Annotated in this window: 13 protein-coding genes; 8 read left to right on the forward strand and 5 right to left on the reverse strand. The window is 67.0% G+C overall.

Translation table 11 applies throughout. The annotated features are described in order from the left end of the window. Position 1 precedes the first annotated feature (1 nt). Together V7Q48_RS02955 and V7Q48_RS02960 are read right to left on the reverse strand one after the other, a co-directional pair. Positions 2–973: a manganese catalase family protein gene (locus V7Q48_RS02955; protein ID WP_333836168.1), complete on the reverse strand. Its 972-nt coding sequence runs from the start codon at positions 971–973 to the stop codon at positions 2–4. Between the two features lie 224 nt (positions 974–1,197). Further along, positions 1,198–1,935: a Crp/Fnr family transcriptional regulator gene (locus V7Q48_RS02960; protein WP_333836169.1), complete on the reverse strand. Its 738-nt coding sequence runs from the start codon at positions 1,933–1,935 to the stop codon at positions 1,198–1,200. A gap of 256 nt (positions 1,936–2,191) precedes the next feature. On the opposite strand from V7Q48_RS02960, the gene V7Q48_RS02965 reads away from it, so the two are divergent. Next, complete coding sequence (locus tag V7Q48_RS02965; RefSeq protein WP_333836170.1) at positions 2,192–2,506, forward strand: hypothetical protein; 315 nt, start codon at positions 2,192–2,194, stop codon at positions 2,504–2,506. Continuing rightward, entirely contained in the window at positions 2,503–3,039 is a 537-nt protein-coding gene (locus V7Q48_RS02970) for a CinA family protein (RefSeq protein WP_333836171.1), read from the forward strand. The genes V7Q48_RS02965 and V7Q48_RS02970 overlap by 4 nt, the downstream gene beginning before the upstream one ends. A gap of 125 nt (positions 3,040–3,164) precedes the next feature. On the opposite strand, the gene V7Q48_RS02975 is transcribed toward V7Q48_RS02970, so the two are convergent. Next, the gene (locus V7Q48_RS02975) at positions 3,165–4,295 is read right to left on the reverse strand and encodes a hemerythrin domain-containing protein (RefSeq protein ID WP_333836285.1); all 1,131 of its coding nucleotides are present in this window, start codon (positions 4,293–4,295) and stop codon (positions 3,165–3,167) included. Here V7Q48_RS02975 and V7Q48_RS02980 point away from each other — a divergent pair. The 6 genes from V7Q48_RS02980 (at position 4,294) to V7Q48_RS03005 (ending at position 9,285) form a co-directional block, all read left to right on the forward strand. After that, a complete protein-coding gene (locus tag V7Q48_RS02980) occupies positions 4,294–4,680 on the forward strand; it encodes a hypothetical protein (protein WP_333836172.1) in 387 nt (128 codons plus the stop codon). The genes V7Q48_RS02975 and V7Q48_RS02980 overlap by 2 nt on opposite strands. Positions 4,681–4,829: 149 nt before the next feature. Continuing rightward, a complete protein-coding gene (locus V7Q48_RS02985; protein WP_333836173.1) occupies positions 4,830–5,489 on the forward strand; it encodes a Crp/Fnr family transcriptional regulator in 660 nt (219 codons plus the stop codon). Positions 5,490–5,643: 154 nt separating this feature from the next. Next, the gene (locus V7Q48_RS02990; RefSeq protein WP_333836174.1) at positions 5,644–6,003 is read left to right on the forward strand and encodes a c-type cytochrome; all 360 of its coding nucleotides are present in this window, start codon (positions 5,644–5,646) and stop codon (positions 6,001–6,003) included. Further along, a complete protein-coding gene (locus V7Q48_RS02995; RefSeq protein WP_333836175.1) occupies positions 6,000–7,625 on the forward strand; it encodes an FAD-binding oxidoreductase in 1,626 nt (541 codons plus the stop codon). Before V7Q48_RS02990 ends, V7Q48_RS02995 begins: the two co-directional genes overlap by 4 nt. Beyond that, positions 7,625–8,374: an SDR family NAD(P)-dependent oxidoreductase gene (locus V7Q48_RS03000; RefSeq protein ID WP_333836177.1), complete on the forward strand. Its 750-nt coding sequence runs from the start codon at positions 7,625–7,627 to the stop codon at positions 8,372–8,374. The genes V7Q48_RS02995 and V7Q48_RS03000 overlap by 1 nt, the downstream gene beginning before the upstream one ends. A 20-nt stretch (positions 8,375–8,394) precedes the next feature. Then, entirely contained in the window at positions 8,395–9,285 is an 891-nt protein-coding gene (locus V7Q48_RS03005; RefSeq protein WP_333836178.1) for an MBL fold metallo-hydrolase, read from the forward strand. A 124-nt stretch (positions 9,286–9,409) separates the two neighbouring features. Here the strand turns inward: V7Q48_RS03005 and V7Q48_RS03010 are convergent, their stop codons facing one another. Together V7Q48_RS03010 and V7Q48_RS03015 are read right to left on the reverse strand one after the other, a co-directional pair. Then, a complete protein-coding gene (locus tag V7Q48_RS03010) occupies positions 9,410–11,242 on the reverse strand; it encodes a DUF885 domain-containing protein (RefSeq protein ID WP_333836179.1) in 1,833 nt (610 codons plus the stop codon). 190 nt (positions 11,243–11,432) lie between these two features. Further along, complete coding sequence (locus tag V7Q48_RS03015) at positions 11,433–12,827, reverse strand: amino acid permease (RefSeq protein ID WP_333836181.1); 1,395 nt, start codon at positions 12,825–12,827, stop codon at positions 11,433–11,435. Between the last annotated feature and the right edge of the window lie 2 nt (positions 12,828–12,829).

Consider the following 12,829-nt stretch of genomic DNA (forward strand, 5'->3'; position numbering starts at 1 on the left):
GTCAGAACCCTCCTTCGGGGGACGTCGTGCTGCGGTCGGCCAGGGCGCTGGCTTCGTCCATCGAGCCGGCCCCGCCATAGTCCAACCCGTCGAGCCGGCCCGCACCCGGACCGGCGCCCAGCGCGGCACCGGTAGGTGGGTCGATCGTCGGGTCGGATTTCAGACGGGTCAGCATGGCGGCGGCCGTCGCCTTGTCGTCCTCGTCGAGGCCGACCGTGGCCTGCCCGTCACCCCCGTCAAGCGGCAAATTACCCGCGACGTCGTCGAGCCGGTCCCACTGGTCGCCGTCATTCCATGGCCCCGTTGCATCGCCGTCGCCCTGCGAGGTGTTGACGTAAAGGTCGGTATAGGCCGACAGCCCCGGCAGCTTGCCCGGCGGGAAGTTGTCCGCGATGGAATAGAGCGCTTTCTCGAAGCTTTTCTGGTGCGCGATCTCGCGCGTCATCAAAAAGCCCAGCGCGTCCTTGATGCCCGGATCGTCGGTGATGTTGATCAGGCGCTCGTAGACGATCTTCGCCCGGCTCTCGGCCGCGATGTTGGACCGCAGGTCGCAGGTCGGGTCGCCGCGGCTGTCGATGTAGGCCGCCGTCCACGGCACGCCCGAGCTGTTGGTCAGCGCCGGCCCGCCACCGTAAAGCAGCGATTGCGTGTGGCTGTCCCCGCCGGCGTTGAGTGCCATGAACAGCTCCGCCTCGGACATCGACGCCTCGGCCTGTGCGCCCTTCACGCCCTTGTTAAGCATGGCGACGATCGAGCCGATCACCTCGAGGTGGCTGAGTTCTTCGGTGGCGATGTCGAGCAGCATATCCTTGCGGCCGGGATCGTCCTCGGACAGTCCCTGCGTGAAATAGCGCATGGCGGCAGCCAGCTCGCCATCCGGTCCGCCGAATTGTTCGAGCAGGAGCGAAGCGAGTGCCGGGTTCGGCTCGGCCACGCGGACGGTATATTGCAGGCGCTTGTTGTGCATGAACATGATGCAGGTCCTCATCTGTCCGGGAAACGGGACCGGTTGCGGGAGCACAACCGGCTCGTCGTCTGGCGCGATGGCATGGCGCCGGAGCGCCGCCGTCAGCAGGTGAGGGTGCAATGGGCCGCCGGGGTGGCTGTTCCGCGGCGGCGACCGTGGCGCTTACCTGTGTGAGCGCAATGCGGCGGGTGGCATCATGCCGTCGGCGAAAGACCTGCAGGCCTGCCAGATCATGATGGGCGGACGAGCGCCCGATCGATAATCTGTCCAGCCAGATCGCCTGCACGAGCGCACCGCGGCATGTGGAGATAGCCGGGGTTGAAGCCGCTGAGCGCTGCCAGGCCCGCGCGATCGGGCAGCGTCACGCGGCGACCGTGCCAATGGAGCAGGCCGCGCCCTCGCAATTCCTGGATCACGCGGTTGACGTGTACCGGCGTCAGCCCGGCCGCTTCCGCTATATCGATCTGGGTCAGCGGCGATACGGCGGTGTCGTCCACGACCATGCCCAGCGCATCGAGGCGATAGTGCATCTCGCACAGCATATGCCCGATCCGCTCGAGAGCCGGACGCGCGGCGACGTTGACCGTCCATTCGCGCTGCATGCCGAGCATGGCACAGGAGTCGAATGCCAGCGCCCGGCGGATGACCCGGGATTCCAGGCATATCTCGTCGAAGTGCTCGGGGTGGACCATGGCGCAGAGCATGTCCCCGAAAGCGCAGATCGAGTGGTCCATCGCCTCGACCGTCAGGGCGTCGGGATTGCACAGGTCGCCCGGAAGCAGGATCGCGACGATCTGGCGCCGGCCGTCGGGCAAGAGCTTGTAGCGGCAACCCCAGCCGTCGAGGACGATCTTGACGAAATGGACGGGCTCGCCCTCGCGGATCAGGTCGCCCCGTGCCGGCACCAGGCGGACCTCGGTACGCAGCAGGTCGTCCAAAAGCGCGTGGTCGCGGGCGCCAAGGTTCACGTAGCATGCAAACTTGGTTTGAAGCGGATTCATGGCAGGCACTTCATCAGAAAGCTCGCGATCGGCTGGCCCGAAAGTGTCCACGGGCGAAAGAGCCGGGAAGGCGCCGGCGTCGCCAGGATGCAGCAAACCCAACGCATCGAACCCGGCGCCTGTTCCATCTCCATTCGATCAAGACCGTGCCGTGGATCGGTTTGTCGGATCCTTTCCGTTTCTCTGCGTTGGACATTGCAGAACCATAAAAGCGGAGAATGGCATGGACGATCATAAGGATAACGCCTCGGGCCCCGGCGCTGCTCCCGCTGCGACCCCGCGCCCTGTCCACAGGTTGGCGCCTGCCGAAGGCCAGCAGGCCGACCGTGACGAGGAACGCGACAATCCCGGCCAGACCACCGGCCAGGATGGCGCCGTGGGTGCCGGGACCAACAAGCCGGACGTTGATGCGAATCAAAACGTCACTTACGGCGCCCCGCCGCCCGATGCGACGGCGCAGGACGATCCCTTGCCCGATCCCATTCCCTTCCCACCCGGAAGCCGCGGGAAGGACGGCAAGACCACGGCGCAGCGATGACACGGCACGTCCTTGCACGCGATATCGTACCGGCCTGCGGCGAACAGACGCCGCAGGTGATGCGCCGTGCCGCGCACGTTCTGGAACTCGCCGCGTCGCAACGCCTGGCGATCGCGACCGCCGAAAGCTGCACCGGCGGCCTCATCGCCTCGATGCTGACGGACGTGGAAGGGTTGGGGCGGTGGTTCGACCGTGGCTTCGTGACCTATTCGGTCGAAGCGAAAGTGGAGATGCTGGGCATCGAGCCCATGCTCCTGCGCCGCCACGATCCCGTCAGCGAGACGATCGCGCACGCCATGGCCCATGGCGCCCTGGCGCGCAGCCGGGCGGGCGTGGCGATTGCGGTCACAGGCAACGCAGGGGAGGCTGGCCGCCATGACGAGGCCGGGCTTGCCTATATCGCCGTCGTCACGCGCGACGGACGCGCCATTACCCGCGAATGCCATTACGGCCCGCGCGGCCGTGACGCGATCCGGCTGGAGCTGGTCGGCGCCGCCTTCGCCATGGCGACCACGCTGCTGGGGAACGCCTGACTGAGCGTCGCCAGCTGATCGTACCTCATCCGAAAGAAAGGCCCCGGACAGCCCCATCATGGGGATAGCCCAGGGCCTTCGTCAGAGACCGGCCCCGTAAAGAGCCGGTCCCTGTCGATCACCGATCAGTGACGGTTGTCCCAGCCACGACGCGAGGCTTCCGAATGGCCCCGGGAGTCGCCGAACCAGCCGCCATGGCTGCGTCCGTCGTCGTCCCGGCTCATCCGCCGCCCACCACGATCGTCGTGATCGCGCGATCGGCCGCCGCGTCCGCCCTGGTCGCTACGATGACCATCGTCCCAACCCCGGCGCGAGGCGTCGGAGTGTCCCTGGCGATCACCATACCAGCCGCTGCCTTCGTGGTCGGAGTTCTGCCAGCCGCGGCGCGAGGCCTCGGAGTGGCCTTCGCGATCGCCGTACCAGCCGCTGCCCTCGTGGTCGGAGTTTTGCCAGCCGCGGCGCGAGGCTTCGGAATGACCTTCGCGATCGCCGTACCAGCCACGGCCATCGCCGCCCCGGCTGCCGCCGCTGCGCTCGCCGTCTCGGCCGCTGCCACGGTAACTGCCGCCACGATCGGCGTCGTCGCGCGAACGGCCGCGGCCGCGATCATCGCTCATGAAGCGGCCGTCTTCGTCGCGCGGTCGGTCCTGGCCCCGGGAATAGCGGCGATCGTCGTCTGCAGGGTGGCGGCCGCCGCCGGTGAAGCGGTCGTCGTCATCGCGATCACGGTTTTGATAGGAAGCCGTGGTTCTCTCTTGGGTAGAGCGGGCCGAAGTATTTTTCGATTGGTCCCGCGTGGAGGCACCGAACGAAACCGGTGCCTGGGGCGGAAGCCGGTCTTCGGCTTCCAGCTCGCCGCGACGCTGCTTGAGGCGTTCGGCAAGTTCGGGCGTGTCGACGCCTTTTTCCCGCGCCTCGGCGAAGATGCCGTCGTCACCTTCCTCCTCCTTGACGTGGTGGAGGATCTGTTCGGACAACACCTTGACCTTGGCATCACGGAACGGATCGCGCCGATCGCCGGCCATGAGATCGGCGATCAGCAGCTTGGCGCTGTCGTGCTCGACCTGCGCTTCGTCGAGGTCGTCTTCGTCCGACGTCGCGTCGCGGCATGCCGGATAGAAGACTTCTTCCTCGAGCATGGTGTGAAGGGTCAGCGCCTTGCACACCTCGGCGATGATCGCTTCCTTGCGCGAGCGACCGGCGCTTTCGTATTCCTTGAACAGCTTCTCGACGTCGCGGTGGTCCTGGCGCAACATGGCCACGGCCGCGCCGTCCTTGTCGTCCTTGCCGCTCTTGCGATTGCCATCGGTCGACGGTGCGGACTTGGCGTTTGCTTGGTCCGCCCCCGCCGAAGCCGACCGCTCGGTCCGGTCCTTCGACGAGTCCTTTGCGGCGCTTTCGTTCATGGGTTTGCTGTCGGCGGCGTTCCTGGCGGTGTCGCCGCTGCCGGGGGTTGGGGTGGGGGAAGAGGTGCTTTTGCTTGCCATCGGGCTGCTCTCCTTCGCTCTTGTCTCGCCCTTCCTCGAAGAAGGTGCGGCCGGACCGGTCAGGCGTCCGTTGCGGGAATTCAGCGTTGCCGGAGAGGCATATGTCCGGCGGCTTAACGCAGGTCAGCAAGTCGGCATTAGCACCATCGAGTGATCGTCAAGTCGTCCTTTCGGGCGCACAGCTTGTCCTAAGTATTTGCAAAAAATAACATGTGTGAATGGTCCGATTCGGATGTTGTTCGATGTTGGTGGCAATCAAACCACGCGTCGGCGTCGCGCCGATGCCAACATTCGGGACAGGCCATGCTACCAGACCCGCACCGCACGCCGCAGCCGACGTGCCAGTTTCGCCGCCATGAATTCCTTGCCCGCGCCGACGAGCCGATGGACTGCGTCTATCGCATCGAAGAGGGGTGGGCCTGCCAGTATCGCCTGCTTGCTGACGGTCGGCGGCAGATCATCACGCTGTTCCTGCCGGGAGACTATTGCGAACCGCAATGGCTGCTCCAGGGCAGGGCAACCCTGCCGATCGTGGCACTTACGCGGGTTCGCGCGGTTCGGCTGCCGCTCTCGCGCATCCATGCGCGCGGCGCCTCGGAAGAGGACAACGTGTCGAGTGTGCTGAATGCGATGGTGACGCTGCTCAAGAACCGCGAGAAATGGATCTTCAACCTTGGCCGCATGACCGCCACCGAGCGGCTGTGCAACCTGCTGTGCGAAATTCATGCGCGGCTGAAGGCGTGCAATCGGGTCGTTCAGGATCGCTGCGCCATGCCGCTGACCCAATATGACATGGCCGATCTCGTCGGCATCTCGCCCGTCCACGTCAACCGCGTGCTGCAGTCGCTGCGCGCCCAGGGCCTGGTCGACCTTCGCGCCCGATGGATGGACGTGCACGACCTTGCCGCGCTTCAGCGCCTCGGTGAGGTGGGCGGAGACGAGGCGACGCGCCTGGCGGCCTGATCCATCGCGATCCGCGTACGCGCGGGGACGTTTCACGGTGCGCAACGCGGGAACCGAACGCCGCGTGGCGCGGGCCGCGTGGCGGGTATATCACTCTCGCAGCACGATCCTTGCGGGCATCAGGCCAAGCGCGGATCGGCTGACGAGAGGGATGATGACCAGGTTCACGCCACTTGTGCTGGCAGCGGCGCTACCGCTGCTGGCCGCGCCCGCCCACGCCCAAAACACGCAACCGCCCGCTGCCGCGCCGGTGCGCCAACCGCTCGGCGCTGTCCTGCCGCAGCGCACGCCGGCGCAGGTCTACGGCAAGGTCTGCGGCTATTGCCATGGCCGCAACGTCGGGCCGATCATCCTCGGCCGCCAGCTGCCGGCGGAGGCGATCACGTACATCGTGCGCCATGGCCAGAACGGCATGCCCGCCTTCCGCCCCAGCGAGATCACGCCCGCCGAGCTCGACGCTCTCGCAAAGTGGATCTCAGCCAGTCCCGCCCGTCGCGAGGAGCACGGCCAATGAGCCTCGATCTCGATCGTCGCGGCCTGCTCGGTGCAGGCCTGGTCAGTGCCGCCAGTCTCGGCCTCGGCACCGGGGCCAGCGCGGCCAATCCCGCCCCGCTGGCGCCGGGCCTGACCCGCGCGGACTTCGCCGGTGCGATGAAGGCGTTTCGCGGTGTCGTGGGCGCCGAATGGGTCTTCGGCGACGAGGAGGCCGTCGCCCCCTGGGAGAAGGCCTATATCCCCGACCCGGCCCACCGCTACAAGCCGGTCGGCGCCGTATGTCCGCAGTCGCTTGAGGAGGTGCAGGCGATCGTGCGGATCGCCAATCAGTATCGCCAGCCGATCTGGCCGGTCTCGACCGGAAAGAACATGGGCTATGGCATGACCTCGCCCGCCACGCCGGGGCAAGTGATCCTCGACCTCAAGCGCATGAACCGCATCCTCGAGGTCGATGCGCAACTCGGTACCTGCCTGCTCGAGCCGGGCGTGACGTACCAGCAGCTCAAGGACTATCTCGAGGAAAACAACATCCCGCTGTGGATCGACGTACCGACGGTGGGTCCGATCGCCTCGCCGGTCGGCAATACGCTCGATCGCGGGGTCGGCTACACCCCTTATGGCGAACACTTCATGTTCCAGTGCGGCATGGAGGTCGTGCTGCCGAGCGGCGAGGTGATGCGCACCGGCATGGGCAGCATCAAGGGCAGCACCGCGTGGCAGGCGTTCAAGTGGGGCTATGGACCATATCTCGACGGCCTGTTCACGCAGTCAAACTTCGGCGTCGTCACCAAGATGGGCATGTGGCTGATGCCGAGGCCCCCGGTCTACAAGCCGTTCATGGTGCGCCATGGCGACATGGCGGACGTCCCCCGCATCATCGAGGCGATGCGTCCGCTGCGCGTCTCCAACCTCGTCGCCAACTGCAACCTGATGATGAGCGCGTCCTACCAGCTGGCGATGTTCAAGCGCCGCAACGAGGTCGTGGCCGATGGCGCGCCGCTCGACGACGCCTCGGTCAAGAAGGCGGCCAAGGCCAATGGCCTGGGCATGTGGAACACCTACTTCGCGCTATACGGGACCGACGAGACCATCGCCGGGGTCGAGCCGATCATCCGCGCCAGCCTCACGGCGAGCGGCGGCGAGGTGCTGACCGCTGCCGAGATGGGCGACAATCCGTGGTTCCACCACCACCAGACGCTGATGCAGGGCGGCCTCAACCTCGATGAGATCGGGCTGCTGCGCTGGCGCGGTTCGGGCGGCGGGCTGGCCTGGTTCGCCCCCGTTGCCGCGGCGCGTGGCAGCGAGGCCGAGCGGCAGACCGCGCTCGCGCGCGAGATCCTCGACAAGCACGGCTTCGACTATACCGCGGCTTACGCGATCGGCTGGCGCGACCTGCACCACATCATCGCGCTACTGTTCGACAAGTCGAACCCGGCCGAGCACCAGCGCGCCGACGACTGCTACAAGGATCTCGTCGTGCGCTTCGGCGCGCAAGGCTGGGCCAGCTATCGCACCGGGGTCAATTCGATGGACCTCGTCGCGCAGCAGTACGGGGCGGTGAACCGCGCCTTGAACCGCACGCTCAAGCACGCGATCGACCCCAACGGCATTCTCGCACCTGGCAAATCGGGGATCATGTGATGCGCTTTACCGACAAGACCTGCGTGATGACCGGCGGCGCCACCGGCATCGGCGCCGCCACGGCCGCCGCCTTTGCCCGCGAAGGGGCCGCCGTGGTGATCGGCGACTGGAATGACGAGGCCGCCCGCGTCGCCGAGGCGATCGTCGCCGCAGGGGGCAGGGCGGTGTTCCGCAAGACCGACGTGCGCGATCGCGCCGCGCACGACGATCTCGTCGCCTTGGCGCTCGACCGTTTCGGCTCGCTCGACATGGCGTTCAACAATGCCGGTGTCCTGCCGCCGCCGCTCCCGTTGCACGAGGTGCCGCCCGAGAACCTCGACCTCATCTTCGACGTCGACATCAAGGGCGTGTTCTATGCGATGCAGGCCCAGATCCGTCATTTCCTGAGCGTGGGGCGCGGCGCCATCGTCAATACCGCCTCGGTCGCGGGGCTGGTCGCCGATCCCAACATGTCGCACTACGTTGCGGCCAAGCACGCGGTCGTCGGCCTGACCAAGGCTGCGGCGGTCGAGTATTCGGCCCGCGGGATCCGCATCAACGCGATCGCGCCCGGCTTCATCGCCACGCCGATGACGCAGGCCTGGCTCGACAGCGACGAATTCAAGGCCGCGTTCTTCGCGCACAATGTCTCGGGCCGCGCCGGGGCGCCCGAGGAAGTGGCGGGCACCGTGCTGCACTTGTGCTCCGACGCCGCCAGTTTCTGCAACGGCGCCCTGTTCGTGATCGACGGCGGCCAGACCGCTCACTGAGCCTGAGAAGGAAACCTTTCATGCGCCTACGCTTCCTGCTCGCCGCCGCAGCCGCCACCATGGCGCTCGCCGCCGGCACCCCATCCCTGGCCAAGCCGCTCGAATACGAGGTTATTCCGACCGGGCCGGTCAGCATGTTCGCCAATGTCACGCTCATCAAGGGTGACAAGGGCGCCGTGCTGGTCGATGTGCCCTTCGCCCGCTCCGACGCCTATCGCGTCGCCGCGGCGGTGCTGGACAGCGGTCGCCACCTCGACACCATCGTCATCACCCACGATCACCCGGATCATTTCTTCGGCCTCGACGTGCTGGCCGATGCATTCCCCGACGCGAAGATCGTCGCCAATCCGGTCGCCGCCAAGGACATGGCGCGCTCGATCCCGATCAAGTTCAAGCGGTGGAGCGGCCAGCTCGGCATCAACGCCCCGCATCGCCCGGTGCAGCCCACCGCAATGACCGGCGACACGATACACCTCGAAGGGCACAAGCTCGAGGTGCTCGGCCCGATGCAGGGCGACCATGTCCATTCGACCGTCGTCTGGGACCCGGAAAGCCGCACCCTCGTGGCGGGCGACGTGCTGTACAACCAGGTGCATGTCTGGCTCGGCGAACATACGCCCGAACGCTATACCGCCTGGCTCGCGGTGCTAGACCGCCTCGATGCGCTGAAGCCGGTCACGGTGGTCGCAGGACACCGCCATCCCGGCACGCCCGACGACAACGGCTCGATCGACTGGACCCGGCGCTACATCAAGACCTTCGTCGCGGCGCGCGCCAGCAGCCGGTCCGCCGCCGAACTGTCGGCCGCGATGATGAAGGCCTATCCCGACGCGACCGAGGTCTACGGCGGGTTCCTGCTCGGCACGTCGAGCAAGGTCGGCGCGGGCGAGATTCCGCCGTGGGATGAATGAGAGCTAGATAGCCCCTCCACCACCCGCTGCGCGGGCGGTCCCCCTCCCCATTGCATGGGGAGGATCGTTCCTCCCCATGCAATGGGGAGGGGGACCAGCCGCAGGCTGGTGGAGGGGCGGAGCCTTAAGCCTTCGCCGCCGCGATATAGGCGTCGATGCACTGGTCCAGTACGGTCAGCGGCATCGCGCCGGGCAGCAGCCCTGCATCGTGGAAGCGGCGGATATCGAACCGCTTGCCCAATTCACGGCGAGCCTTGTCGCGCAGGCGCAGCCAGTCGAGCTTGCCGATCATGTAGCTGCAGGCCTGGCCCGGCCACACGCAATAGCGCTCGACTTCGGTCACCGCTGCGGTCTCGGGATCGCCGATCGTGTCGGTGTAGAACTTGACCGCCTGCTCGCGGCTCCAACCCTTGGCGTGCATGCCGCTGTCGACCACGAGGCGCACGGCGCGGAAGATGCTGTCGTGCAGCTGGCCGACGTGGCCCATCGGGTCGTTGGCATAGACCCCCATCTCGACCGCGAGCTGCTCGGCATAGAGCGCCCAGCCTTCGCCGTAGCCCGAGAAGAACTGGATCTTGCGGATCGTCGGCAGGCCCGCTTCCTGCGCTAACGAAAGCTGGAAGTGATGGCCCGGCACGCCTTCGTGGTAGGTCAGGGTCGGCAGGGTCCAACTCGGCACTTCGGCGGTGTCGCGCAGGTTGATGTAATAGGCGCCGGGGCGCGAGCCATCGAGCGTGCCGTTCTGGTAGTAGCCGCCCGGTGCACCGGCCTCGATCGCCTTGGGCACGCGGCGGATCGCCAGCGGAGTCTTGGGCAGGGTCCCGAAATACTGCGGTAGACGCGCTTCCATCGCCACGACCTGCTTGTTGAGGTCGGCGAGCAGCTTGTCCTTGCCCGCGTCGGTGTTGGGATAGCGGAACTTCGGATCGTCGTACATCGCGCGCAGGCGCTGGCCGACGGTGCCCTTGGTGTAACCTTGGGCTTTGAGGATCGCGTCGGCCTCGGCACTCTGCCTCGCGATCAGCTCGAGCCCGACCCGGTGGATCTCCTCGGGCGCCATGTCGCTGGTGGTATAGCTCTTGAGCGAGAGGCGATAGAGCTCCTCGCCCTTGGGCAGGCGGGCCACGCCAGCGGTATGCACGGCCTTGGGCAATTGCGCCTCGAGCAGGGCGATCTGGCGCTCGAGCGCGGGCAGGACCTGCGCCTTGTACGTTGCCTCGGCGCGCGCCGCCCAGTTACCGGCGATCTCCTTTTCGGCGGTGCGCCGGCCGATCGAGGTCACAAGGTTGGACTGCGCGGGCGGCACGTCGCGCAGCGCCTTCATCTGCACCAGTGCGCGCGAAATGATGAAATCGGGTGGGATCACCCCCGCGGCCTCGTCGTGGCGGACCGCTTCGCTGTCCTGGTCGAGCGCGGTGCCGAAGGCCGACAGGCGCGACAGGTAGGCGTCGGCGTCGGCGGCGGTCTCGATCGTGTGCTGGCTGTCGAGGAAATCGGGAATCTGCTGGTAGCAGCCGGTCAACTGCGTCACCGCATAGGGGCTGCCGACGGTCGGGAAGCCGCGCGCCATCTCGTCCGAGACTTGCGCCGAGAACAGCACGCTGGCGTGGTTCCACCGGTTGTTGCCGGTCAGCTTGCTGACGTCGATCGCGCGCAGGCGGGCCAGGTTCGCGGCGTTGCGCGCCTTGGCATCGTTCCAGGCGGCAAGCGAGCGGTCGTCGAGCCTGGCTTTCGCACTGGCGCGGGCGCCGCTGTCGAGGCCGAGCCCGGTCACGGTCTCGGGCGAATGGTCGAGCGTTTCGGCCATCATCGCGTCGAACAGCGCATTGAGGCGCATGTCCTCGGCAGACTGCGGCGCGGCGGCGGTTGCGGCAGCGGCGCGGGTGGCGAGGAAAGTGGGCAGGGCGGCGAGACCGGCGGTGGCAACGCCCGCCTTCAATACGTGACGACGATCCATCGGCTTGTCCCTGTCAGTGGCCGCCACGGCCGAGCCGGGGGGAGGGCTGGGGCCGTGGCGGACGATTGGACGACGCACGAGGGGGGATCGGCGCCGCAGGCTTGCGGCTTAGTCGATGGTTGCACCTGCAAGCAACGACGCTCGTCGATCCCGGTATGTCGTTGGTGGGGAGAGCCCTTCGGGACGCGCCTCAGGCCGTCGCCACGCGGCGCCCGCGCGCGCCGCGCAGGAAATGCGCGACGATGCAGACGGCGAAGACGCTGAGGCTGAGTGCGACCTGCAGGCGCTGGTCGGGCATGAGCGCCATCATCACCAGCACGGCGATGATCCCGGCGACGGCGGCATACGACACCAGCGGGAAGGCCCAGACCTTGACCTCGAGACGCTCGCCCTGTGCTTCGAGGCGGCGGCGCAGCGCGATCTGGCTGAGCGAGATCAGCAGATAGACCGACAGGATCGTCGCGCCCGAGGACTGCAGCAGGAAGGTGAACACGCCATCGGGCGAAAACACCGAGGTCAGCACGACGGCGAACCCGGCAAGGCTCGACAGAACGATGCCCAGCGTCGGCACCCGGCGCGTGGAAACCCGCGCGAAGGCAGCCGGTGCATCGCCGCGTCCGCCCATCTCGAACAGCATGCGGCTGCACACGTAGATCGCCGAATTAAGGCACGAGACGATCGCGGTAAAGATCACCGCGCCAATCAGCGCCTGCGCGCCCGGTACCTTGATGATCGACAGCGCGGCGACGAACGGCGACTGCCCGGCGACGACGTCGTTCCACGGCAGGATCGCCATGATGACCGAGAGCGAGCCGATGTAGAAGAACATGATGCGCAGCGTGACGGTGCGCGCCGCGCGCACGATGTTGCGCGCCGGGTCCTCGGTCTCGACCGCGGCGATCGTTGCCACTTCCGAGCCCATCATCGAGAAGATCACCACCGGGATCGCGGTGAAGATCGCGCCGATGCCGAGCGGGAAGGCACCGCCACCGCGTGCAAAGCTGTTGCTGACATTGGCCAGCCCCGGCCCGAAACCGAAAATGAAGGCCAGGCCCAGCGCCATGAACCCGACGATCATCACCACCTTGAGCGAGGCGAACCAGAACTCGAACTCGCCATAGGTCTTGACCGAGAACAGGTTGACCAGCGTCATGGCGCCGATCAGCGCGGCGGCCAGCACCCACATCGGCAGCGGGATGAACGGGGTCAGCATGTTGGCCCCCGCGATCGCCTCGACCGCGATGGTGATGACCCAGAAATAGTAATAGAGCCAGGCGGTGGTGAACCCGGCCCAGGGGCCTAGGCCCAGTGCGGCGTATCCGGTGAACGAGCCGACGCCGGGGCGGGCCATCGCCATTTCGCCGAGCATGCGCATAATGACGAAAACGAGCGTGCCGCACATCGCATAGGTCAGCAGCACGCCGGGGCCGGCGATGGCGATCGCCGAACTCGACCCGACGAAGATGCCCGCACCGATGATCCCGCCGATCGAGATCATCGCGACGTGGCGTGGCTTGAGCGAGTGCGCGAGCGCTTCGCCCCCCGCGGCGTGGGGGCCAGAGGAACCGTGTACCGGTGCAGACATCC

It is taken from the genome of Novosphingobium sp. (assembly GCF_036803765.1).
GTDB lineage: Bacteria > Pseudomonadota > Alphaproteobacteria > Sphingomonadales > Sphingomonadaceae > Novosphingobium.

Excerpts from the sequence above, each read along its gene's own strand:
- V7Q48_RS02955 (WP_333836168.1), bottom strand. The coding sequence starts at position 973 with ATGTTCATGCACAACAAGCGCCTGCAATATACCGTCCGCGTGGCCGAG.
- V7Q48_RS02965 (WP_333836170.1), top strand. The coding sequence starts at position 2,192 with ATGGACGATCATAAGGATAACGCCTCGGGCCCCGGCGCTGCTCCCGCT.
- V7Q48_RS02970 (WP_333836171.1), top strand. The coding sequence starts at position 2,503 with ATGACACGGCACGTCCTTGCACGCGATATCGTACCGGCCTGCGGCGAA.
- V7Q48_RS02980 (WP_333836172.1), top strand. The coding sequence starts at position 4,294 with ATGGCCACGGCCGCGCCGTCCTTGTCGTCCTTGCCGCTCTTGCGATTG.
- V7Q48_RS02975 (WP_333836285.1), bottom strand. The coding sequence starts at position 4,295 with ATGTTGCGCCAGGACCACCGCGACGTCGAGAAGCTGTTCAAGGAATAC.
- V7Q48_RS02985 (WP_333836173.1), top strand. The coding sequence starts at position 4,830 with ATGCTACCAGACCCGCACCGCACGCCGCAGCCGACGTGCCAGTTTCGC.
- V7Q48_RS02990 (WP_333836174.1), top strand. The coding sequence starts at position 5,644 with ATGACCAGGTTCACGCCACTTGTGCTGGCAGCGGCGCTACCGCTGCTG.
- V7Q48_RS02995 (WP_333836175.1), top strand. The coding sequence starts at position 6,000 with ATGAGCCTCGATCTCGATCGTCGCGGCCTGCTCGGTGCAGGCCTGGTC.
- V7Q48_RS03000 (WP_333836177.1), top strand. The coding sequence starts at position 7,625 with ATGCGCTTTACCGACAAGACCTGCGTGATGACCGGCGGCGCCACCGGC.
- V7Q48_RS03005 (WP_333836178.1), top strand. The coding sequence starts at position 8,395 with ATGCGCCTACGCTTCCTGCTCGCCGCCGCAGCCGCCACCATGGCGCTC.
- V7Q48_RS03010 (WP_333836179.1), bottom strand. The coding sequence starts at position 11,242 with ATGGATCGTCGTCACGTATTGAAGGCGGGCGTTGCCACCGCCGGTCTC.
- V7Q48_RS03015 (WP_333836181.1), bottom strand. The coding sequence starts at position 12,827 with ATGTCTGCACCGGTACACGGTTCCTCTGGCCCCCACGCCGCGGGGGGC.